At 70.0% G+C, this 23,029-nt stretch carries 17 protein-coding genes; 11 read left to right on the top strand and 6 right to left on the bottom strand.

Going from position 1 to position 23,029, the window contains the following annotated elements; translation table 11 throughout:
• Positions 1-55: 55 nt before the first annotated feature.
• Entirely contained in the window at positions 56-1,540 is a 1,485-nt protein-coding gene (locus ACTMO_RS0109390; RefSeq protein ID WP_019854432.1) for an NAD-dependent succinate-semialdehyde dehydrogenase, read from the bottom strand.
• A gap of 197 nt (positions 1,541-1,737) precedes the next feature.
• On the opposite strand from ACTMO_RS0109390, the gene ACTMO_RS0109385 reads away from it, so the two are divergent.
• Positions 1,738-2,844, top strand: a complete 1,107-nt coding sequence (locus ACTMO_RS0109385; protein ID WP_157062854.1) for an LCP family protein — start codon at positions 1,738-1,740, stop codon at positions 2,842-2,844.
• A 3-nt stretch (positions 2,845-2,847) separates the two neighbouring features.
• Here the strand turns inward: ACTMO_RS0109385 and ACTMO_RS0109380 are convergent, their stop codons facing one another.
• On the bottom strand, positions 2,848-3,621 hold the full coding sequence (locus tag ACTMO_RS0109380) for a lysozyme (RefSeq protein ID WP_051099241.1): 774 nt from the start codon (positions 3,619-3,621) through the stop codon (positions 2,848-2,850).
• Positions 3,622-3,849: 228 nt separating this feature from the next.
• Between ACTMO_RS0109380 and ACTMO_RS0109375 the strand changes: the two genes are divergently transcribed.
• The 6 genes from ACTMO_RS0109375 (at position 3,850) to ACTMO_RS0109350 (ending at position 12,553) form a co-directional block, all read left to right on the top strand.
• Entirely contained in the window at positions 3,850-5,571 is a 1,722-nt protein-coding gene (locus ACTMO_RS0109375) for an ABC-ATPase domain-containing protein (protein WP_019854429.1), read from the top strand.
• Between the two features lie 185 nt (positions 5,572-5,756).
• Positions 5,757-6,419, top strand: coding sequence for a phosphoribosyltransferase (locus tag ACTMO_RS0109370; RefSeq protein WP_019854428.1), 663 nt, complete (start codon positions 5,757-5,759; stop codon positions 6,417-6,419).
• A 105-nt stretch (positions 6,420-6,524) separates the two neighbouring features.
• A complete protein-coding gene (locus ACTMO_RS0109365) occupies positions 6,525-8,816 on the top strand; it encodes an AAA family ATPase (RefSeq protein ID WP_019854427.1) in 2,292 nt (763 codons plus the stop codon).
• A gap of 71 nt (positions 8,817-8,887) precedes the next feature.
• Entirely contained in the window at positions 8,888-9,901 is a 1,014-nt protein-coding gene (locus tag ACTMO_RS0109360; protein ID WP_019854426.1) for an SMP-30/gluconolactonase/LRE family protein, read from the top strand.
• Positions 9,902-9,996: 95 nt separating this feature from the next.
• Complete coding sequence (locus ACTMO_RS0109355; protein ID WP_033401847.1) at positions 9,997-11,931, top strand: aconitate hydratase; 1,935 nt, start codon at positions 9,997-9,999, stop codon at positions 11,929-11,931.
• A 160-nt stretch (positions 11,932-12,091) separates the two neighbouring features.
• Positions 12,092-12,553, top strand: a complete 462-nt coding sequence (locus tag ACTMO_RS0109350; protein ID WP_019854424.1) for an STAS domain-containing protein — start codon at positions 12,092-12,094, stop codon at positions 12,551-12,553.
• A 94-nt stretch (positions 12,554-12,647) separates the two neighbouring features.
• Here the strand turns inward: ACTMO_RS0109350 and ACTMO_RS0109345 are convergent, their stop codons facing one another.
• The 3 genes from ACTMO_RS0109345 to ACTMO_RS0109335 all read right to left on the bottom strand — a co-directional run bounded on the left by ACTMO_RS0109345 (position 12,648) and on the right by ACTMO_RS0109335 (position 15,437).
• Entirely contained in the window at positions 12,648-12,908 is a 261-nt protein-coding gene (locus ACTMO_RS0109345) for a hypothetical protein (RefSeq protein ID WP_019854423.1), read from the bottom strand.
• Positions 12,909-13,640: 732 nt separating this feature from the next.
• Positions 13,641-14,642 carry an Acg family FMN-binding oxidoreductase gene (locus ACTMO_RS0109340; RefSeq protein WP_019854422.1) on the bottom strand — a complete coding sequence of 334 codons (1,002 nt, stop codon included), beginning with the start codon at positions 14,640-14,642 and terminating at the stop codon, positions 13,641-13,643.
• Positions 14,643-14,729: 87 nt separating this feature from the next.
• Positions 14,730-15,437, bottom strand: coding sequence for a 3-keto-5-aminohexanoate cleavage protein (locus tag ACTMO_RS0109335; RefSeq protein WP_026449037.1), 708 nt, complete (start codon positions 15,435-15,437; stop codon positions 14,730-14,732).
• Positions 15,438-15,625: 188 nt separating this feature from the next.
• Between ACTMO_RS0109335 and ACTMO_RS0109330 the strand changes: the two genes are divergently transcribed.
• Together ACTMO_RS0109330 and ACTMO_RS0109325 are read left to right on the top strand one after the other, a co-directional pair.
• The gene (locus tag ACTMO_RS0109330) at positions 15,626-16,612 is read left to right on the top strand and encodes a malate dehydrogenase (protein WP_026449036.1); all 987 of its coding nucleotides are present in this window, start codon (positions 15,626-15,628) and stop codon (positions 16,610-16,612) included.
• Between the two features lie 119 nt (positions 16,613-16,731).
• Entirely contained in the window at positions 16,732-19,881 is a 3,150-nt protein-coding gene (locus tag ACTMO_RS0109325) for a UvrD-helicase domain-containing protein (protein ID WP_019854419.1), read from the top strand.
• Between the two features lie 59 nt (positions 19,882-19,940).
• Here ACTMO_RS0109325 and ACTMO_RS0109320 read toward each other — a convergent pair whose 3' ends face one another.
• Entirely contained in the window at positions 19,941-21,047 is a 1,107-nt protein-coding gene (locus tag ACTMO_RS0109320) for a tyrosine-type recombinase/integrase (RefSeq protein WP_019854418.1), read from the bottom strand.
• Between the two features lie 116 nt (positions 21,048-21,163).
• On the opposite strand from ACTMO_RS0109320, the gene ACTMO_RS0109315 reads away from it, so the two are divergent.
• Together ACTMO_RS0109315 and ACTMO_RS0109310 are read left to right on the top strand one after the other, a co-directional pair.
• Entirely contained in the window at positions 21,164-22,186 is a 1,023-nt protein-coding gene (locus ACTMO_RS0109315) for a 3-oxoacyl-ACP synthase III family protein (protein ID WP_211212937.1), read from the top strand.
• 103 nt (positions 22,187-22,289) lie between these two features.
• Entirely contained in the window at positions 22,290-22,850 is a 561-nt protein-coding gene (locus ACTMO_RS0109310) for an NADPH-dependent FMN reductase (RefSeq protein WP_026449035.1), read from the top strand.
• Positions 22,851-23,029: the final 179 nt, after the last annotated feature.

Genomic DNA, 23,029 nt, shown 5'->3' with positions numbered 1-23,029 from the left:
CCCGGGCCGGGTGTGCCCGGACGGTCCCCGCCGTCCGGGCACGCGGGGGATCCGGTCACAGTCCCCCCACGGCGACGTACTTGGTCTCCAGATACTCGTCGATGCCGACTGTGCCGCCCTCACGGCCGATGCCGGACTGCTTGACCCCGCCGAAGGGGGCCGCGGCGTTGGACACCACCCCCTGGTTGAGCCCGACCATGCCGGCCTGCAGCGCTTCGCTGACCCGCAGTGCCCGCTGCATGTCACGGGTGTAGACGTAACTGACCAGGCCGAACTCGGTGTCGTTGGCCGCGTGCAGGGCCTGGTGTTCCTCGGTGAAGGTGACGATCGGCGCCACGGGCCCGAAGATCTCCTCCCGCAACAGTCGGGCCTCGGTGGGCACGTCGGCCAGCACGGTGGGGGTGTAGTAGTGGCCCGGTCCCTCGCCCCGTTCCCCACCGGTGACCACCCGGGCTCCGCGGGTGACCGCGTCGTCGACCAGCTCGACGACCTTGTCGAGTTGCCCCGCGTCGATCAGCGGCCCCACCTCGACGCTGTCGTCGACTCCCCGCCCGGTGCGCAGGGCCCGCATCCGTTCGGTGAGTTTGGTGGTGAACTCCTCGGCCACGGAACGGTGCACGTAGAACCGGTTGGCCGCGGTGCAGGCCTCACCGATGTTGCGCATCTTGGCCAGCATCGCCCCGTCGACGGCGGCGTCCACGTCGGCGTCGTCGAAGACGAGGAAGGGGGCGTTGCCACCGAGTTCCATGGACACGTTGAGCACCTGGGGGGCGGCCTGCTCGATCAGGCTGCGTCCGACCGGGGTGGATCCGGTGAAGGTCAGCTTGCGAAGCCGCTCGTCGTTGAGGATCGGAGGTGTGACCTCCCCGGCGTGGCGGGTGGGGATGATGTTGAGCACCCCGTCGGGCAGTCCCGACTCGGTGAGGATGTGGCCCAGCGCCAGCATCGTCAGCGGCGTCTGGTGGGCGGGTTTGACCACCATGGTGCACCCGGCGGCCACGGCCGGGCCGATCTTGCGGGTTCCCATGGCCATGGGGAAGTTCCACGGTGTGATCATCAGTGACGGCCCGACCGGCTGGCGCAGCACCAGCATCCGGCCCTTGCCGGAGGGGGAGACGCTGTAGTCCCCGCCGACCCGCACGGCCTCCTCGGCGAACCAGCGGAAGAACTCGGCGGCGTAGGTGATCTCGGCACGGGACTCGGCCAGTGGTTTGCCCATCTCCAGGGTCATCAGCAGCGCCAGGTCCTCGTGCCTGTCGGTGATGGTCTCGAAGGCGCGTCGCAGGATCTCGCCGCGTTCCCGGGGCGGGTGCGCCGCCCAGGCGTTCTGGGCCCGGTCGGCGGCGGCGAGTGCCTCCACGGCGTCCTCGGCGGTGGCGTCGGAGACCGAACACAGGGTCCGGGTGGTGGAGGGGTCCTCCACGGGGAAGGTTCCCCCACGGGCGGCGGGACGCCAGGTGCCGTCGACGAGCAGCTGGGTGGGGGTCTGGTCGACGACGGTGTGCTCCCGCGGGTGGCTCGGTTGGTCAGTGACACTCATGTCGCAAGGATGCCCTTCGAACTCGGCGACGGACAGGACCGACAGACCATGATCCCACCCTGGGGGCGTGTTCCGGGATCGCGCGTGGAAGGCGTGTTGCCTCCCGAGAACTCCCGGGGCGGGGCGCGGTGGCTGGGGTGCGCTGTCCGGGTGACCGGTGTCGGCCTCGGCGGTGGGACGCGGATAGATTACCGGCCATGAGCGATTGGGCGGCCGAACAGCCTGGTGGGCGTGGCAGGCCGGCCCGCGTGCCGCACTCGGGCACCTCCCGGGGCGGGGCGCGGCCGGCGGGCCGACAGCGGCAGCAGCGGTCCGGCACCCCGCCGCGGCGGCCGGCCGCCGGGCGGAAACGGAAACGGTGGGGAATGCGGATCGGGGTCACCGTGCTGGTGCTGGTGTTGCTGGCGGCCGGACTGGTGGCCTACGTGGACAGTTCGCTGCAACGGACCGACGCGTTGGCCGACTACCCCGGGCGGGTGGCCGACACGCCCGGAACCAACTGGTTGCTGGTGGGATCCGACAGCAGACAGGGGCTGGACGAGTCCCGTCGTGAGGAGCTCTCGGCCGGGGACGCGGCCGGCAGGCGCACCGACACGATGATGCTGCTGCACATTCCCCGGGGCGGTGGCCAGCCGGTGCTGGTCAGCCTGCCCCGGGACTCCTCGGTGCCGGTTCCCGGGCACGGGCGGAACAAGCTCAACGCGGCCTTCGCGCTGGGCGGGCCGCGGCTGCTGGTGCGCACCGTGGAGAAGGTCACCGGGGTGCGGCTGGACCACTACGCCGAGATCGGTCTGGGCGGTTTCGCCGGGCTGGTCGAGGCCGTGGGCGGGGTACGGATGTGCCTGGACGCGCCGTTGAACGACCCCAAGGCGGGCGTCGACCTGCCGAAGGGCTGTCAGCAGTTGGACGGGACACAGGCCCTGGGCTTCGTCCGTAGCCGGGCCTACCCGCGTGGTGACCTGCAGCGGGTGGAGAACCAGCGTGCCCTGCTGGGCGCGTTGATCGACAAGGCCACCTCACCGGCGACCCTGCTGAACCCGATGCGGACGGTGCCGCTGGTCTCCGCGGCCGGGGACACGTTCCTGGTGGACAACGGCGACCACCTGTGGCATCTGGCCGGTCTGGCCTGGGCGATGAGCGACGTCTCCTCCGGTGAGGGGGTCACCGGCACCGTGCCCATCGCCGGCTTCGACACCCTGCGGGGCCAGTCGGTGGTCGAGTGGGACTCGGCGCGGGCCTCCCGCCTGTTCGAGGCGATCGCCGCCGACCGCCCGGTGCCGAAGGAAACCCTCGGTGGCCAGTAGGACCTAGCGGGGGGCCTGCCGTGCGGCGGCACGCTGCCGAGGACCTCCGGTGGCGAAGCGCCGCAGCGCGGCCGCGTCCCCCCGGAACAGGTTCTGGTCACCGGGCAGCACCCCCTCGTTGTCGTACTGCCACATCGTGTGGCTGGCCCACCCCGCGGGCAGCTCACCGACACGTGGCCCGTAGCGGGCCACCCACAGCGGGTTGTTGCCGGCGAAGCCGGTGTTGCCGCCGGTGCAGGTGTTCCACCAGTGCCGGGTGGTGTAGATCATCGGGAAACGCCCGGTCAACGCCCGGTAGGTGTCGCTGAACTCGGCGATCCACTGGCTCATCTCGGCCGGGCCCAGCCCGTAGCAGTCGTCGGGCCCGTAGGGGTTGTACTCGATGTCGACGACACCGGGCAGTGTGTGACCGTCGGGTTTCCAGTCGCCGCCGTTGGCGACGAAGAAGCGGGCCTGCGGCGCGGCCGGGGACAGGTCGGGGCGCGCGAAGTGGTAGGAGCCGCGGAGCATGCCCACCGCGCGGGCCCCGCGGTACTGGGCCCGGTGGGTGGAACTGCGGAAACCGGTTCCCTCGGTGGCTTTGACGTAGGCGAACCGGGCCCCGGACCGCCACGCCGCCCGCCAGTCCACCCGACCTTGGTGGCCGCTGACGTCCATTCCGCGCACGACCGGCCCGGCCACCGAGGGGACGCCGTCTGCGCGTGGGGTGGGGTGGGCGGTGGCGGGTGCGACCAGTCCGGTCACGGCCAGGGCCAGCACGCCCGCCAGACCGGTCATCCCGCCCGGGCGGAGGGGGCGACGGGGGCCGCGGAACGGGGACTCGGGGGTGCGCACGATGCCATGCCTCCTCGCGGTCGGGGGACACACGATGCCCAGCGGTTGGTCACGCAGCGTGTTTCCGTGGTCTCCCGGAGGACGCTACCGGATGCGCGGTGTGTCACGTGCAGCACGCGCCGGGGGACCCACGATTGGATATTCACGGTCGGCTCGGGTACCCATCGGGGGATGGCACAACGAACGAACAACAACAGGGGTGGTCGTGCCCAGACACCACCGGCCAAACGGACCGCCGAGGGGCTGCGTGACCAACTGCGCTCGATGCACGGGGCCAGCTACGGGCGCTACAAGTCGCTGAGCGGCAACTGGGCCTTCGACGGCTTCACCCTGGAGGTGCAGAAGGTCCAGCCCGACCCGTACGCCCCCGCCAGCCGCTGCGAGGTGCGCGTCGACGCCGAGCACGCCGGTTTCCCCTCCGACCTGTGGTCGAACCCGGTACGGGCACGGGGACTGGCGGGGGCGTTGGTGCGCGCGGTGCACCGCAGGCTGCGCGACAGCCGGTTGAGCGTGGACGCGGGACGCCAACAGGTGCTGGACCGCAGCTCGTGCCAGATCGTCGACGGGACCGTGCTCCTGCGGCTGGGCATCGACATGCCCGGCCGGGGACGCAGCATCGACGGCAAACAGGCCGAACAGGCTCTGTGCCGCGATCTTCCCGACGCGGTCGAGCAGGGGCTACGCTGGCACACCGCCGACCAACAGCGGGTGCGGGAGTTCGTCGACTCGATCGAGGACACCGACGCGCTGCGGCGGCAGCTGCCCGAACGGAACCTGGTGGCGTTCGTGGCCGACGGGGCGATCCTTCCCCGCCGCAGCGGCATCGACGACCGCCCGTTGCAGCAGGCGGTGCCGTTCTCCTCGCCGGAGTCACTGCGTACCGAGTTCGACCTCCCCAACCGGGGGCGGGTGTCCGGTATGGGCATCGCCGAGGGCATCAGCCTCATCGTCGGCGGCGGGTTCCACGGCAAGTCCACCCTGCTGCGTGCCCTGGAACACGGCGTCTACGACCACGTGCCCGGGGACGGGCGGGAACTGGTGGTCTGCCGGGAGGACACCGTCAAGGTCCGCGCCGAGGACGGCAGGCGGGTCAACCGCGTGGACGTCAGCCCCTTCGTCAGCCACCTGCCCACCGGCACGGACACCAGCGACTTCTCCACCGACAACGCCTCGGGCTCCACCTCGCAGGCCGCCTCGATCGTCGAAGCCGTCGAGGCCGGCTCGAAAGCGCTGCTGCTGGACGAGGACACCGCCGCCACCAACCTGATGATCCGCGACGCGCGGATGCAGGAACTGGTCGCCAAGGACTCCGAGCCGCTGACCCCGTTCCTGGACCTGATCCGCCCGCTCCACGACCGGCACCGGGTCTCCACGGTGATGGTCATGGGCGGATCCGGGGACTACATGGACGTCGCCGACCGGGTGCTGATGCTGGACTCCTACCGTTGCTACGAGGTCACCGACCGCGCCCGCGGCCTGGCCAGCACCCCCACCGGGCGACACCGCGAGGCTGACAGCTTTCCCGACATCCGTTCGCGGGTTCCCGATCCCCGGTCGATCGACACCGATCGCCCGAAAGTGCGGTCCCGCGGCACCGACGCCCTCACCCTGGGGCAGACCACCGTGGAGCTGCGTGCCGTCGAGCAGCTGGTCGACCCCGCCCAGGTGACCGGCATCGGCCTGGCACTGGTGACCTGCGTCCGTTCGGGACTGCTCGACGGGCGGCGCACCGTCCGCGAGGTGCTGGACGCCTTCGACACCGAGGTGACCAAACGCGGAATCCACGCCGTCGACGACCGCTACGTCGGCGACTTCGCCGTGCCCCGCCGTTTCGAACTCGCCGCGGCACTCAACCGACTCCGCACCCTGCGCGTCGGTGCCTTCCGCGAGTGAAACCCGGGGCCGTTTCCTCCGCGCCCCGCGCGGGTATTCCCCCGGTGAGGCCGGTCGTGTCCACGTGCGCTCCTGGCGGGAAACGCCGGTAGGGGGCCTCGGGCACGGCGGCGGCCCCACCCGCCCCGCGCCGCCGGGACGTCCACGCCGGACCTCGAACAGCCGAGCCAGGCGGGAGACCGACCATGGGCAACCACCACGCCGGGCACGGGCACGAGATGTTCCGCGACCGCATCCACGCCGGACGTGTCCTGGCCGAGGACCTGGCCCATCATTCCCTGCGCGCCCCGGTGGTGCTGGGGCTGGCGCGGGGAGGGGTGCCGGTGGCGGTGGAGGTGGCCGCCGCGCTCGGTGCTCCGGTGCGGGCCGGGGTGGCCCGTAAGATCGGAGCCCCCGGCCAGCCGGAACTGGCGTTGGGGGCGGTGGCCGCCGACGGCCCGCCCGTCTACGACCACCGGCTGCTGCGGGCCTTCGACCTCGACGAGGACCGTCTTCACCCGCAGTGCGAACGGGAACGTCACCGGGCTCGGCAACAGGAACACCAGTACGGGCAGGACCCGCTGCCGGAGCTGGCCGGCCGGGACGTGATCGTCGTCGACGACGGACTGGCCACCGGAGCCACCGCCCGCGCGGCGATCCGGCGGGTGCGCGGCGTCGGACCGGCACGGGTCGTGCTGGCCGTGCCGGTCGGTGCTCCCGACGGGCTCACCGCCCTGCGACGGGAGGCCGATCTGGTGGTGTGCCCCCGCCGCCCGGCGGACTTCTCCGCGGTGGGGCAGTGGTACCGCGACTTCAGCCCCGTCACCGACGACAGGGTGCGCGAGCTGCTCGCCACCCCGACCCGCTGACCGGGCACCACCCGGCACGCCCACGACCAGAATCGTCCATAATGGACGACAGGTAGTGTGGTGCCACGTCGTCGCGACCCCGTTGCCCGGATGGAGAGTGCCCACGTGCCTGGCGGCAGAACCACCGACCCGTCACCGGGCGTCGAATCCCTGCTCGACGAACTGCTCAGCGCCCGCCACACCCACGCCGAGACCACCCCACCGGCCACGGGCCTGCTCGACGAACAGGCCCGCACCGTGCTGTCCACCGCCGTGCACGCCGCCCGCGACTGGGGCAGCAGCGCCCTCGACGACACCCACCTGCTGTGGGCACTGACCCAGACCGAACCCACCGCGCGGATGCTGCGGGAAACCGGCGTGGCCGTCGACCGGCTGGCCCGCAGCCTGCGCACCCTGGCAGGCGCCCACGAAGCCGCCGCCGGCCCCGACCGGCCCTGGCTGACCACCGCCGCACGCCAAGCCCTGCTGGGCTCCTACCGGCAGGCCCGCCACGAGGGAACGACCAGCCTGGCCCCACGTCACCTGCTGCTGGGCGTGGCCACCGACGCCGACTCGGCCGCCGGCCGCGCCCTGGCCCGGGCCATCGAACAGGGTGACCACGCCCCCTCCGAACCCCCCGAGAGCTCCACACCCTGGCTGGAACGGTTCGGCCTGGACCTCACCCACACCGCCACCACCCCCCTGGTGGGCCGCGAGGAACAACTCGACCGGATCGCGGAGATACTGGCCCGCCACGGCAAGAACACCCCCGTGCTGGTCGGCGAACCCGGGGTCGGCAAAACCGCCCTCGTGGAAGGACTCGCCCACCGCCTCCGCACCGGACAGGCACCACGCACCCTCGCCGACCGGAAACTGGTCGCACTGGACATCACCACCCTGGTCGCCGGCACCCACAACCGTGGCGACCTCGAACACCGCCTCGGGGAACTGCTCCGCGAGATCACCGAACACCGCACGGAACTGCTCGTGTTCATCGACGAGATCCACCTGCTGACCGGAGCCGGCGCCGCCGACGGCCTCGACGCCGCCACCGTCCTCAAACCGGCCCTCGCCCGCGGCCACCTCCCCCTGATCGGCGCCACCACCACCGAGGAGTACCGCAGGCACATCGAGAAGGACCCCGCCCTGGAACGCCGGTTCCACCCCGTCCACGTGCCCGAACCGACCGTCGCCGAGACCGTGCGCATACTGCGCGGACTCCGCACCACCCTGCAGAACCACCACCAGCTCCGCATCACCGACCGTGCCCTGCACAAGGCCGCCGAACTGTCCGAACGCTACATCGCCGACCGCTTCCTTCCCGACAAGGCCGTCGACGTGCTCGACCACGCCTGCGCCCACCTGCGCGTGCACCACGAGCACGAACCCACCCCCCGGGTCGACGCCGACACCGTCGCCGAGATCGTCGCCACCCGCACCGGCATCCCCGTGACCGAGCTGGACACCCACGAACGCACCCGCCTGCAACAGCTCCACACCCGACTGTCCACCCACGTGGTCGGCCAACCCCACGCCACCCGCACCGTCGCCGACGCCGTCCGCCGCGCCAGAACCGGGCTGGCCGACCCGAACCGCCCCCTGTGCAGCTTCCTGTTCACCGGCCCCACCGGCGTCGGCAAAACCGAACTCGCCCACGCCCTCACCCACGCCCTGTTCGGCGAGACCAGCCGCCCCCTGCGTTTCGACATGGGGGAGTTCCAGGAGAAACACACCGTCTCCCGCCTGCTCGGAGCGCCCCCCGGCTACCTGGGACACGACGAGGCGGGCCAACTCACCGACAGCATCCGCAGACACCCCTACTCGGTGCTGCTGCTCGACGAGATCGAAAAGGCCCACCCCGACATCCTCAACACCCTGCTGCAGGTGCTCGACGCCGGACGCCTGACCGACTCGACGGGCGCCACGGTCGACTTCACCAACACCGTGGTGGTCATGACCTCCAACATCGGCGCCCGACGGGCCCTGTCCGAATCCGACTCCGAACCCGGCGAGCCCACCGAGGAACTGGCCGCCCACTTCCGCCCCGAGTTCCTCAACCGCATCGACGAGATCGTGCCGTTCGCCCCACTGGGCACCGAGGACCTCGCCCGCATCACCCTGCACCTGATCACCACCACCCGAGAGCGACTCCGCGAACACGGCATCCGGCTGCACGTCACCGACTCCGCCGTGCACTGGCTCACCCGGCGCGGACACCACCACCACTTCGGTGCCCGCCACCTGAGACGCACCGTCGAACGCGAACTGCACACCAGAATCGCCGCCCTGCTGACCGAGACCCCCCAGCCGCTGGACCTGCACGTCGACACCGACGGCGACGACGGACTCACCGTCACCCCCGTCGAGAACACCGACACCGCCCCCACAGGCAGGCACGCCACCGGCCGCGAGTGCTGACCCAGGCCCTTGACCGGTGGGGGAGACTGGCCACCCACGGCCCCGCACCCACGGCGACGGGAAACCCCCGAGTGTCCACACACATCCGCCCCCGCAGATGGCGCCCCCCGCGGGCCCGCACCAGCAGCCCCGAACGCCTCGGCAGCCCCACCCTGTACCCCGTCAACGGAACCGGACCCGAGGACGTGCTCGTCGACACCCACGGACGTGTGCTCACCGGAGTCGACGACGGACGTGTCCTCGCGCTCAGTGACCACGGGCGCCGCATCGACACTCTCGCCGACACCGGCGGACGCCCCCTCGGGCTCGAACAACTGCCCGACGGGGCGATCCTGGTCTGCGACGCCCACCGCGGCCTGCTGCGGATCAACCCGGACACCGGCCGGGTGCACACCCTGCTGCCCGCCACCGGCCCCCACCGCCCGGCGCTGTGCAACAACGCCGCCGTCACCGCCGACGGCACCGTCTACCTCAGCGACTCCTCACGCCGCTTCCCTCTGGAACAGTGGCGCGACGACCTGCTGGAACACTCCGGCACCGGACGGCTGTGGCGAGTAAGCCCCGACGGGGAGGCCGAACCCCTGCTCAACGGGTTGCACTTCGCCAACGGAGTCGCACTCGCCGCCGACGAGTCCTTCGTCACGGTCGCCGAAACCGGCGCCTACCGCCTGACCCGGCTCTGGCTGCGCGGGCCCCGGGCAGGAGAGACCGACACCCTGCTGCCCGCCCTGGGCGGCTTCCCCGACAACATCGCCACCGGAACCGACGGGCTGATCTGGGTCACCCAGGCGGCCGCGCGCAACCCCCTGCTGGACCTGGCCCACGCCCACCTGCCCGCCGCGCTGCACCTCGACCGGGCACTGCCCGAAGCCCTGCGGGTACAACCCACCCCCACCGTGTGGCTGCTGGCCGTCGACGACACCGGCCGCGTGGTACGGGAGCTGCGGGCCCACCCCCGGGGATTCGGTATGGTCACCGGAGTCCGCGAACACCACGGCACCCTCTACCTGGGAAGCCTCACCAGCACCGCCGTGGCCACCCTCCACCCGCCCCGGCCCACCACGGACACCGAGCACCCCGGCTGATCGTTTCAACCGGACCCGCGCCGGGTAATCCGAACACGGCGGGACACACCGAGGAACACCTCCGCGAAAGGCCACCCACCGTGACGGCACGAACCATGGCGCACAAACTCATCACCGCCCACCTGGTCGACGGAACCCCCACCCCCGGCCACGAGATCGCCCTGTCCATCGACCAGACCCTCACCCAGGACGCCACCGGCACCCTGGTGATGCAGGAACTGGAAGCGCTGGGACTGCGCCGGGCTCGCACCCAGGTCAGCGTCCAGTACGTGGACCACAACCTGCTGCAGGCCGACGAGAAGAACGCCGAGGACCACGAGTACCTGCGCACCGCGGCACAACGCTACGGACTGTGGTACTCCAAACCGGGCAACGGGGTCTCACACCCCACCCACATGCAGCGTTTCGGGATCCCCGGAACCTCCATGGTCGGCTCGGACTCCCACACCTGCGCGGCCGGCTCGCTGGGCATGTTGGCCATCGGCGTCGGCGGACTCGAAGTAGCCCTGGCCATAGCCGGCCAACCACTGCGCATCCGCATGCCCGAGATCTGGGGAGTCCGTCTGACCGGCCAGCTGCCCCCGTGGGTGTCGGCCAAGGACGTGATCCTGGAGATGCTGCGCCGCCACACCGTCACCGGCGGCGTCAACCGCATCATCGAGTACCACGGTCCGGGAGTGGACACCCTCACCGCCATGGACCGCCACGTCATCGCCAACATGGGCGCCGAACTCGGCGCGACCACCACCGTGTTCCCCTCCGACCACGCCGTGCGCGCGTTCCTCGCCGGCGAGGGACGCGAACACGACTTCGTCGAACTCGCCGCCGACCCCGGGGCGAGCTACGACCACACCGACGAGATCGACCTGTCCACCCTGCGACCGCTGATCGCCTGCCCCTCGGCACCCGACAACGTGGTCCCGGTCAGCGAGGTCAGCGGCCGCCCGGTCAGCCAAACCGTCATCGGCTCCTCGGCCAACCCCGGGCTGCGCGACTTCGCCGTGGTCGCCGACATGCTGCGCGGACGCTCCACCCACGACTCCGTCAGCGTCGACGTCAACCCCACCTCCCGGGAGATCCTGCAGGACCTGGCCAAAACCGGGGACCTCACCGACCTGATCGCCGCCGGGGCACGCATCCACCAGTCCGGCTGCATGGGCTGCATCGGCATGGGGCAGGCCCCCGCCGTCGGGCAGAACTCGCTACGCACCTTCCCCCGCAACTTCCCGGGCCGCTCCGGAACCCCGGAGGACTCGGTGTGGCTGTGCTCCCCGGAGACCGCGGCCGCCTCGGCCCTGACCGGAGCCATCACCGACCCCCGCCAACTGGCCGAACGCCTCGCCCTGAACCCCCCACAGCCCCGTGTTCCCGAGTACGCCTCGGTCAACACCGAGATGCTGCTGGCCCCGCCCGAGGAAACCGAAGCCCTCCGGGTCCAGCCCGTCAAAGGCCCCAACATCTCGGCTCTGCCCGAGTTCACCTCACCCCCGCGAGACCTCGAACTGGCCGTGCTGCTCATCGCCGGTGACAACGTCTCCACCGACGAGATCTCCCCCGCCGGGGCAGCGGCCCTCCCGCTGCGCTCCAACATCCCGGCCCTGGCCGAGTTCACCTTCACCCGCCTCGACCCCGACTATCCCCGGCGGGCACGCCGACACGCCCAGGCCCACGCCGTCGTAGGCGGGGACAACTACGGGCAGGGCTCCTCCCGTGAACACGCCGCCATCACCCCACGCCACCTCGGACTGCGCCTGGTCGTGGCCAAGTCCTACGCCCGCATCCACTGGCAGAACCTGATCAACTTCGGCATCCTGCCGCTGGAGTTCACCGACCCCGCCGACTACGACGACATCGCCGAGGGAGACGTGCTGCGACTCGACCGCCTCCACGAGGACCTCGGCCAACACACCGAGCTGACCCTGCACAACACCACACGCCAACACCACTACCGCGTCCACCACCGGCTCTCACCCCGCCAGGTGGAGGCCGTGCTCGCCGGGGGGATCATCCCGATGCTGGCCAGCGGTTGAGTCCTGCCAGCGGTTGTTGCCCGCCGGTGAGCACGGCTACCGTGGGAAACACGGTCGAGCGGACAGCCCCTCTCCCGATCCCGGCCACCGCGAAACGGGAGACGCGTGCGGCTGTCACCCACCGTCCCGCCCGTGGGCGGCCCTCCAGCGAGGAGGCAGCGTGATCGCTTATCGAACCAACACCCGAACGGTGGTCGACCCGCCCCGGCCGAACACCCCCACGGGGGGTGTGGCACGGCCGAGGACGGACTCCGACCCCCACCGGCTGAACCCGTTGCTGCGCATGGCCATACAACGGCCCGAGCCCGGTGTCGCCGTGATCGACATGGACGGCGAGATCGACCTGTCCACCGCGCCCCGCATCACCGAACTGATCCGGCAACGTCTCACCGCGGCCGTGCTGCACACCCTGATCATCGACCTCAGTCGGGTCTCGTTCGTCAGCTCCGTCGGAGTCGAACTCCTGCTCCGCGCCCAACACCGCGCCCAACGACGGGGCATCGAACTACACGTGGTGCCCGGAGCCCGCTGTGTACGTCGCCTGCTCGAGATCACCGGCATCGACCAGGGGCTGAACTGCCACGACTCCCTGGAGGCCGCCCTGGCCCGCACCCACCGCTGAACCGCTGACGAGTCCCGATCGAAGCCACCGGCACGAGGGGAGAGGACACCGACAGCGTCCTCTCCACCCGCCCGGCGCGGCCGAACACCGGCGATCAGCCGGGAGGCGCCCCCACGGCGTCCCGGAGCTGACCGGCCCGCTCGCCTCCCGCGTTCCGGGCGCAGTGGGCGCAGCAGAAGAACCGCCCACTGTCCTCCACACCGTGGCCCAGCACGCGACAGCCACAGTTCTCGCAGTGCGGAGCCAACCTGTGGGCGGCACACTCGAGTGAGTCGAACACGTGCACCTGCCCACCGGTGGTGTGTACCTCGAAGGTCATCCAGTAGTCGTTGCCGCAGACCTCGCACGTGGCCATATCCGGTCCCTCCCCGCATCGAACGGCGTCGCGCCCAGAATGTGGGCCCGGGACCGCTCCGGCAACCGCACACGCCCGACAGGCACAACCCACCCACGGAAGTGACAAACGCTGACGCGGCGGGACACCCCGCCACCGGGGTAGGGGGTCCCCGCCCTCGGAACCCGCTCTGAGGCGGCCGAAACCAGCCGGTGGAGGAGGGCGGCGGCCCCCGACGTTCGTTCCGGGCACCGGGGAGAGGTCGGGGAGAACACAGTGGCCTGTCGGTCACGGTGGGGCGCGAGTGTGCGCACACCCGCCGTGAGCGAGCCTCGGGAACGGAAGGGAAACCTCATATTTTCGTGGATAATATTAGTTATCCATGTTTTTGGTCGGGGCGACACCCGTGCCGGACGGGGAAGCGCGGCACCGGAGTCCACCAGCCACCGTCGCGGATCCGTACGGACGCCGAGGTAGGCGACGGAGATCACCCGCCGCCAAGCGTCTCGCTCGACGGTGCCGCAGTCGTCGGCACACGGGTGGAACCACCCGGACGAGCCACGCGAGGCGTGTCGGTCGCGGCTCCCGGCAGCCGTGGTCACGGGCCCACACGGCCTCGGCGGCGACACGGCACAGGCCGACAGGTGGGACACGAGGGAGTTCGTCGTTCGTGCGGTCCGCTCACGACCCTCGACGGATTTATCCGATAATGCACATTATGTTAAGTAACGGGTTTCCCGGGACCGCGCCGGTTCACTCCCCGTCCGCTTCGGGAGGCATCAGCAACCGACGTGGTTCGAGACGCGGCGTGGCCGGAGCGAAGCCACCTCTGCCCAGGCGCACCACCAACTGGGGCCAGAGACTCTCCCCGAGCAGTTCCCTCAATCCCTCGCGGGTTTCCCGCACCTCCACCGCCTGCGAGATCATCGAGGCGCTCAGCCCGTGCACGGTGGCCGTCAGCAGCATCCGCTGCAACGCCTGTCCGGCCCGCAACGCGTCGAGCGTGCTGTTGGTGTAGGAACACACCACGACCAACAACGGTTCCTCCTCGAAGTCCTTTCCGGTGACCCGGGCGGGTGCCCGGTTGCCGGAGAAGTCCCGCACCACCCAGCGGTCCTGCGGTTCCGGCGCGGGTCCCGCGGCCGAGGCGGGCACTCCTTCGACGACGTCCTCGGCGAGTCCCGTCCAGCGGCGCATCTCCTCCATGAACTCCGGATCCGAGGTCTGTTTCCGGTGGGCGCGGTGTATCAGTTCCTCCAAGGCGGCGTGTTCGCGGCGACTCACCACGTGCAACCAGCAGTTCTCGGCGCGCACGGCGCGGATCAGTTGCTGGCGGTGTGTCTCGGATACCAGCGGGTCCAGGAAGGGGCCTCTGTTGGTCCGCCGGGTTTCGACGGCCCCGTGGAGCTCGGACTCGGTGGGATCCGGAGGTTTCCGTTCCTCGGCGCGGATCTCGGCGAGTGCCGTGGCCTCACTCAGTCGCGGCAGCAGCGTCACCACTGGTCGGTTTCCGGTCTGTGCCAGGGCGAGTCGCAGGTTCAGCAACGCCGCTCCACAGTCCAACAGCATTTCGCGGTCGGTCGGGTCGGTGGCGGGAAGTCGGCGTTGTGGGCGGCTGTGCAGTTCGATCACGTGGGGCAGCAGCCGGAACCGCCACGGCTGCCGGTTGTGCAGCGACGGAGCTGCGGCCGCCTTCCGCAGTACCTGCTCGCACTGCTGAGGGGGCAGGCCCAGTGCGGAGGGAAACGTGCTCATCTCCCCTCCCCTTCCGACGGGCGCGGCCGAGTCTGGCAGAACAGCGGGGAACTCGCCGGTTGGCGCGGTGCTCGTGCCGGTGCGGCTTCAGGTGATGGTGCGCGCGGCGGTGACCAGGGCCGCGTTGTCGGCGGCGATGTCCCCGTCGGGCAGGGTGAGGGTGTCCTCCAGCCCGATGCGGGTGTGCAGGCCGTGTCGGGCGGCGAGGTCGAGTACCGCCCAGGTGCCCGCTCCCCTGCCGTGCAGCAGGATCGGGATGTTGCCCGTGTCGAGGCGGGCGAGCAGGGTTTCGGCCGTGACGGAGGCTCCGTTCGCCGTGGGGTCGGTGACCCTGGCCAGCACGCGCAGTATCCGGTTGCGGTGTGGCCAGCGGGCGAGGTTCCTTTCGGCGTCGGTGCCCGAGGGGATCCCCGCTTCGACGCCGATGCCGCGTTGCAGCAGTGCGTGGGCGATGTCGGCGGCATCCTGTTCGTGCCAGTTCACCGAGGCGTGGTCGGGAAGGACGGTCCAGCTGTGGATGGCGGCGAGGCGGGACCGGGTGTCGGGGGTGGTCCAGCTTCCGGTGGTGATGCCCACCGGGATGCCCGGTGCGGCCGCGCGGACGGCGTGGACGGCGGCGGCCACCGTCGCCGGGTCCAGGCTGTCTGTGCCGTCGGGGGTCTTGGGGTGCAGGTGGATGTCCGTGGCCCCGGCGGCGACGCTGTCCGCGGCTGCTTTGGCCAGTTCGGGTGGTCGCACGGGTAGGTGATGGTGTTCGCGGGGGCCTCGGGCGCCGTTGAGGCAGACCTGCAACATGTGTTCATTCTGCGTGATCGGTGTGCGAGGCGAAACACGATCGGGTGGGTGGGTTCGTCAGGGACTGAATCGGTTCCACCGGCTGTGGTGGGCCCGGTGGGTGTGATCCGTGGCCGGGGGCACTGGCGGTCGGCTGTTCGGTGGATAGCATCACCGTTGGTAATACCCGGCGACCAGGAGAGAACTCGATGACTCGTTCCCCCGTTACTGTCACTGTTACCGGCGCTGCCGGTCAGATCGGTTATGCGCTGCTGTTCCGGCTGGCCTCCGGTCAGCTTGTCGGCCCCGACACTCCGATCCGGTTGAAGTTGTTGGAGATTCCCCAGGCGGTCAAGGCCGCCGAGGGCACGGCCATGGAGTTGACCGACTGCGCGTTTCCGCTGTTGCACAGTGTCGATGTCACCGATGACACGCGGCAGGCCTTCGACGGCACCAACATCGGTCTGCTCGTCGGCGCGCGTCCCCGCACGAAGGGGATGGAGCGCGGTGACCTGTTGGAGGCCAACGGTGGCATTTTCAAGCCTCAGGGTGAGGCGATCAACGCTCATGCCGCCGAGGACGTGCGGGTCCTGGTCGTGGGGAATCCGGCGAACACGAACGCGTTGATCGCCCAGGCGCACGCCCCGGATGTTCCCGCGGAGCGTTTCACGGCCATGACCAGGTTGGATCACAACCGTGCGTTGGCCCAGCTGGCCGCGAAGCTGGGTGTCGGGGTCGACGAGATCCGCCGGTTGGCGATCTGGGGCAACCACTCCGCCACGCAGTATCCGAATCTTTTCCACGCCGAGGTCGGTGGCAAGACCGCTGCCGAGCTGGTCGAGCGGGAGTGGCTGCGGGACGAGTTCATCCCGACCGTGGCCCAGCGCGGGGCGGCCATCATCGAGGCCCGGGGGGCTTCTTCGGCGGCGTCGGCGGCGAACGCGGCCATCGATCACGTCTACACCTGGGTCAACGGTACGGCCGAGGACGACTGGACCTCGGCCGGTGTGGTCTCGGACGGTTCCTACGGGGTGCCCGAGGGGCTGATCTCGTCGTTCCCCGTGCGGGCGCGGGACGGGCGTTACGAGATCGTGCGGGGGCTGGAGATCGACGAGTTCTCGCGGGAGCGGATCGACGCTTCGGTGCGGGAGCTGGTCGACGAGCGTGAGACCGTGCGTTCTCTGGGGCTGGTCTGAGCCGGTGACTCGTTCGTGCGGGGTGGGGCCGTTTGGTGCGGTCCCACCCCGTTGTCGTGTGGGGGCTTCGACTGTGGGTGGTTGTTCGTGGGGGGTGTGGGGTTTGGCAGGATCGACGGGTGCGCTTCTACGCCGATCTGCACATTCATTCCAAGTACTCCCGTGCGTGCAGCAAGGACTGTGACATCGAGCATCTCGCCTGGTGGGCCCGGCGTAAGGGGATCACCGTGGTGGGAACGGGGGATTTCACGCATCCGGCCTGGCGTGCGCATCTGCGTGAGGTTCTCGAGCCGGCCGAGCCGGGTTTGTTGCGGTTGCGTCCGGAGTACGAACGGGCGCTGGAGCGTACGTTGCCGGCGAGTTGTCGTGCTCCGGTGCGGTTCATGTTGTCGGTGGAGATCGCCACCATCTACAAGTACGGTGACTACACCCGTAAGGTGCATCATCTGTGCTATGTGCCGGATTTCGAGGCCGCCGAGGAGTTCAGTCGTAGGCTCGGTGCCATCGGCAATCTCGGTTCCGACGGGCGTCCGATCCTGGGGTTGGATTCGCGTGACCTGTTGGAGGTCACGTTGGAGTCCGGTGAGGGTTCCTATCTCGTTCCGGCCCACATCTGGACGCCCTGGTTCGCGGTGTTGGGGTCCAAGGCCGGCTTCGACTCCGTGCAGGAGTGCTATCGGGATCTGGCCGGACACGTGTTCGCGTTGGAGACGGGGTTGTCCAGTGACCCCGAGATGAACTGGCGTCTGTCCGGTTTGGATGGTTATACGCTGGTGAGTCATTCCGACGCGCATTCGCCTCCGATGCTGGCGCGGGAGGCGACGGTGTTCGACACCGAGTTGGACTACTTCGCCATGCGGCGTGCGCTGGAGACCGGCGACGGTGTCGAGGGCACTGTGGAGTTCTTCCCCGAGGAGGGGAAGTACCACCTGGACGGCCATCGCAAGTGCGGGGTGCGGTTCGATCCGCGGGACACGCGTGCGCACGGCAAGCGTTGCCCCGAGTGCGGGAAGCCGTTGACGGTGGGGGTGCTCAACCGGGTGGACGCGTTGGCCGATCGGCAGGTGGGAGTGCGTCCCGCCGGCGCCGCCGGTTTCCGGAATCTGATTCCGCTTCCGGAGATCGTCGGCGAGCTCCGTGGGGTGGGCCCGAAGAGTAAGAAGGTGTTCGGCGAGATCAGCGAGCTGACCGCCAGGCACGGTCCCGAGCTGTCGATCCTGGAGGACGTGCCGGTGGAGTCGTTGCGGGGCGAGGACCCTCTGCTGGCCGAGGCGGTGCAGCGGCTGCGGAGCGGCGCGGTGCATCGACAGGCCGGTTTCGACGGTGAGTACGGCACGATCCGCGTTTTCGAACCCGGTGAGTTGTCGCGGATGCGTTCCGGCGGTGCGGTGTCGTTATTCGACGACGCGGTGCTGTCGGCGATGTCGACGCAGGCCCAGCAACGGAGTGTGGCCCCGAAGCGTGCGGAGTCGATGCCGGAGTCGGATGCGGAGCTCGGGGTGTCCTGTCGGGAGGGGGTTTCCGCTGCCGAGTCGCGGGAGGAGCCCGCCGAGGCCGGTGTGGAGGGGGTGCTTGCCGGACTCGACTCCGAGCAGCGTGCCGCGGCCGGGGCGGGGCCCGGACCGTTGATGATCGTTGCCGGTCCGGGGACGGGTAAGACGCGGACGGTCACACACCGCATCGCGCATCTGGTTCGGGAGCGGGGGGTGCCGGCGCGGGAGTGCCTGGCGATCACGTTCACGCGGCGTGCCGCGGTGGAGATGGGGCAGCGGATCGAGGCGTTGGTCGGCGCTGACGGGCACGGGGTGACCGTGGCCACGTTCCATTCGCTGGGTATGGAGCTGGTGCGGGACAATCACGAGGCTTTGGGGCTGCCGAGCGATTTCGGTGTGGCTGATGTCGCCCGCAGGAACGGGATACTGGCTCGGTTGACCGGTGACGAGCGTGGCGCCTCTCGGACGGCCTCCGAGATCTCCCGCGCTCGTCGTGGTGGTGAGGTCTCCGAGGAGACGCGGCGGCTGGTGCCGCGTTACCTGGAGGCGTTGCGGGCCGAGGGGTTGGTCGACTTCGACGATCTGCTGGTGCTGCCGGTGGAGTTGTTGGAGGGCGACGCCGAGCTGACCTCGTGGTATCGGCAGCGGTACCGGTGGATCACCGTGGACGAGTACCAGGACGTCGACGAGGTGCAGTACCGGTTGCTGCGGCTGTTGGCTCCGGAGGGGGCGAACCTGACCGTGATCGGTGACCCCGATCAGGCCATCTACGGATTCCGTGGGGCTGACGTGGGGTTTTTCCTGCGGTTCGAGCGGGACTATCCGCAAGCTCCCGTGGTGGAGCTGACGCGGAACTACCGCAGTGGACGCCACATCGTGGAGGGGGCGGTGCGGGCCGTGCGGCCGGGCAGTCTGGTGGCCGACCGGACGTTGCGTCCGGTGGCGGACGTGCGGGCCCATCCGGTCGTGGTGCACCAGGCCGCGGACGAGCACGCCGAGGCCGGTTTCGTGGCTCGTACCATCGACGAGCTTCTGGGGGGTTCGTCCTTCCATTCGTTGGACAGCGGGCGTACCGAGGGGCACGAGACGGGGTCGGTGGGTTTCGGGGACATCGCCGTGGTGTACCGCACCGACGCGCAGTCGCACGTGCTGCGTGAGGAGTTGGTTCGGCAGGGGTTTCCGGTGCAGAAACGCAGTCACGACCCGTTGTCGGCGCGGGCCGGGGTGGAGTCGCTGGTGGCCGAGCTGGGGCGTGTCTCGGAGGACGAGGGCTCGGTGGTGCGACGGCTGCGTGGGGCGGCCGAGCGGTTGGCCGCGCGTGTTCCCGACGAGGCGGAGACCGTGCACGCCGCCGTGGAGTTGTTGCGTCCGTTGGCGACCGGCTTCGGTGCGGATGTCGAGGGGTTCCGGCGGGAGGTGCTGCTGGGGGCCGAGGTGGACACCCTGGATCCCCGTGCCGATGCGGTCTCGTTGCTCACGCTGCACGCGGCCAAGGGGCTGGAGTATCCGGTGGTGTTTCTGGTGGGGTGCGAGGACGGTCTGGTGCCGTTGCGGTGGCCGGGTCAGTGGGAGGAGGACGACACCGAGGAGCGGAGGCTGTTCTTCGTGGGGATGACGCGGGCGCGGCAGCGGCTGTACGTGACCGGGGCTGCGCGGCGTGGTTCCTCCGAGCGGCGTGAGCTGTCGCCGTTTCTGTCCGAGTTGGGGGACGTGGCGGTGCGCAGCAGTGAGCGGCGGGATCGGCGCAGGCGGCAGCGGCAGTTGACGCTGTTGTGAGTCGAGTGCGTGGGGGCCGCCGCTCCCCTGCCCTGTCCTGGTTCTGCCCGGTGTTGGGGTCACTCCTGGGGGTCGTGGATGATTCCGGCCATGGTGTAGGCGGGGCTGTTGTTGAGGTTGTCGTCCACCCGTAGGTACAGGCGGGTGGTACGGGGGTCGGCGTGGTCGAGGTAGGTCTGCACTTCGGCCAGGGAGCGGCGTTTGCCGAGTGAGGTGGCCACGCTGTGGCGGGTGGAGTGGGGAACGAGTCGTTCCGGGTTGGTGATGCCGGCGGCTTCGGCGGTGCGGCGCAGCATGGTGGCGAGGTAGCTGTGGGACAGGGGACGTCCTCCCGGTTTGCCGCGGTAGGGGGTTCCGGCGAACAGGGGCCCGGTCAGTTGGGTGGGGTCGAGTCCCTGGCGTTGGGCGCGGAGTCGTAGGTAGTTGTCCAGCATGACCGCCGCGTAGGGGACGAGGGGTTTGGCCGAGTGTCCGCCGCCTTTGGTGCGGTAGTGCAGTAGACGGTGTCCGCCGCGGGTGCCGAGGTCGTCGGGCAGGCGCGCGTGGCGGACCGCGCCGGAGCGCACGCCGGTGGTGACCAGTACGCGCAGGATGGCGGCGTCGCGGACGGCGGTTTCCAGGTTCGCTGTGGGGGCGTTCTCGGCGCGGCGGGTGGCTTCGGCCAGCAGCGCGTTGAGTTCCTCGTCGGAGAGCCAGGCGGTGTCCGATCCGTTGGTGCGGTGGCCGTGTCGGGGGCGTTTGACCCGGGCGGCGGGGTCGTGGTCGGTGGCCTGGTTGTCGATGAGGTAGCCGTACCAGCTGCTGAGTCCGGCCAGGCGGCTGCGGACGGTGGAGGGGCCGACGTCCAGTCCGGATATCCAGTGGTCCACATCGGCGCGGCGTGCCTGGAGGGGGTCGATGTTCTCACGGAGGCAGAAGTGCAGCCAGCGGGCGACGGCGTGGGTGTAGGAGCGGGCGGTGTGGGGGTGGCGTCCGTCCCGTTCGGCGTGTTCGACCAGTTCGCGGGCCCACATCTCGGTGAGGGCGCGGAGGTTGTAGCGCTGTCCGGTGGGCGGCAGGGTTTCGTGGACGGCGGCGGGCAGTTCGGCGGAGATGGCCGTCTCGGCGGGGTGCGCGGGTGCGGCGGTGGGGTGGCTGGGTGTCTGGGGGGTGAGGTGACAATCCATGGTTTCTCCGATGGTTTCGGGTGTGGGTGGCTGACTAGGTTCCTCGGTGAGGATCGCACCGGTGCGGTGCCGTTCGGCGGTGGCCGCCGGGTGCGTCGATCGCGAGGAGGTTGGCGGTGCGCACACCTACGGGCGCGGGTGACTCGGATGCGGCGGTCGGGATTGTCGGTACCGGTTCGTATCTTCCCCGGCGTGTGGTCACCAACGAGGAGGTGGGAGCCGCGGCCGGGGTCTCGGCTGAGTGGATCGAACGCAAGACCGCCATCCGGAGTCGGTGTTGGGTCGAGCCGGGTCAGGCCACCTCCGACATGGCTCTGGAGGCGGCTCGGGCGGCGGTGGCCGATGCCGGTATCGGGGTTTCGGAGGTGTCGCTGGTCGTGGTGGCGACGTCGACTCCCGACTCGCCGCAGCCTCCCACCGCCTGTGCGGTCGCCGCGGAGCTGGGTGTGGTGCCGGGGACTCCCGCGTTCGACGTCAACGCCGTGTGCAGTGGTTTCGTGTTCGCTTTGGTCGCCGCGGAGCGCATGATCCGGGCGGGGTCGGGGTATGCGGTGGTCGTCGGTGCGGACACGTATTCGCCGATCCTGGATCCCACCGACCGGCGGACGGCGGTGTTGTTCGGGGACGGCGCGGGGGCGGTGGTGATGGGAGCGAGCGCGGGACGGGGGGTGTTCGCCAGTCGGTTGGCGAGTTTCGGTGAACAGCGTGAGCTCATCCGGGTTCCCGCCGGTGGGTCGCGGATTCCGCCGTCGGTGGAGTCGTTGGAGGCGGGGTCGCACTGTTTCACCATGGACGGAGGGGCCGTGCGTGCCTTCGTGGCGGAGCGGGTGGCTCCGGCTGTCCGGTCTTTCGTGTCGGAGTGGTTTCCGCGGGGAGCGCGGGGGACGCATTTCGTTCCGCATCAGGCGAACGGCCGGCTGCTCGAGGAGTTGGCGGAGAAGGTCGGTGTCGGTTCCGAGCGGATGCACACCACGGTGCGGCGGTGCGGTAACACCGGGGCCGCCTCCGTTCCCCTCACTTTGGACGCCAGCGCCCGCCAGGGCGGGTTCGAGGGGGTGGAGACCGTGTTGCTCGCCGGTTTCGGGGGCGGCATGTCCCTCGGGCTGGTGTTGGTGGACTGGAGTGTCGGTGGGAGGTGACGGATTCCGTGCCTCGTAGCTGGTGGTGTGTGTCTCGAGTGTCGATCCTGTGGGGGGATGTCAGCCAAGGACGTCCGTGTAGGCGGTTCGAAGGTAGTGTGTTATGGATGATGTGAGAGTCCTCGCCGTGTCGGGCAGCCTGCGGGCGGGTTCGTACAACACGGCGTTGGCCGCGGCGGCCCAGAAGTTCGCTCCGGCGGGGGTGTCGATCGAGCTGTACGAGAGTCTGGGCGGGATTCCGCTGTTCAACGAGGACCTCGAACGGGACGGGCTGCCTTCGTCCGTGCTCGATCTGCGTCGGCGTGTGCTGGAGGCCGACGGTTTGCTGATCGTGACCCCGGAGTACAACGCCTCGATTCCGGGGGTGTTGAAGAACGCGTTGGACTGGATGACCCGTCCTCCGGGGGATTCGGCGCTGGTGGACAAGCCGATCGCCGTTGCCGGGGCCTCGCCGAGCAACTTCGGCTCGGTGCGGGCCCAGCTCGCGTTGCGGCAGATGTTTCTGGGGACGACCTCGGAGGTCGTCGCCACGCCCGAGGTCATGGTGCCGCGGGCGTTCGAGTGTTTCGACGAGGCGGGTAATCTCACCGACGAGACCGCGATCTCGTTGCTGCGGGAGCTTCTGGCAACGTTGCGGGACCGGATCACGCGGCTGGCGGCGTGATCGCGGTGACGTGGTGATCGGGGCGGGGCCGGTTTCTCTCCGGCCCGCCCCGTTTCTTTCTCCTCTCCCCTCCCCCGCTGGTGCTCGGATATTTTTCCGTTCCGGACCGTTCTTTTCGTGGCGTTCGACGAACGTGACTGACCATTTTTCCGTTCGTTGTGTCGGCGTGTTTCTGTTCC

The sequence above is a fragment of the Actinopolyspora mortivallis DSM 44261 genome (assembly GCF_000384035.1).
Lineage (GTDB): Bacteria > Actinomycetota > Actinomycetes > Mycobacteriales > Pseudonocardiaceae > Actinopolyspora > Actinopolyspora mortivallis.
This window is presented reverse-complemented; position numbering and strand designations above follow the sequence as displayed.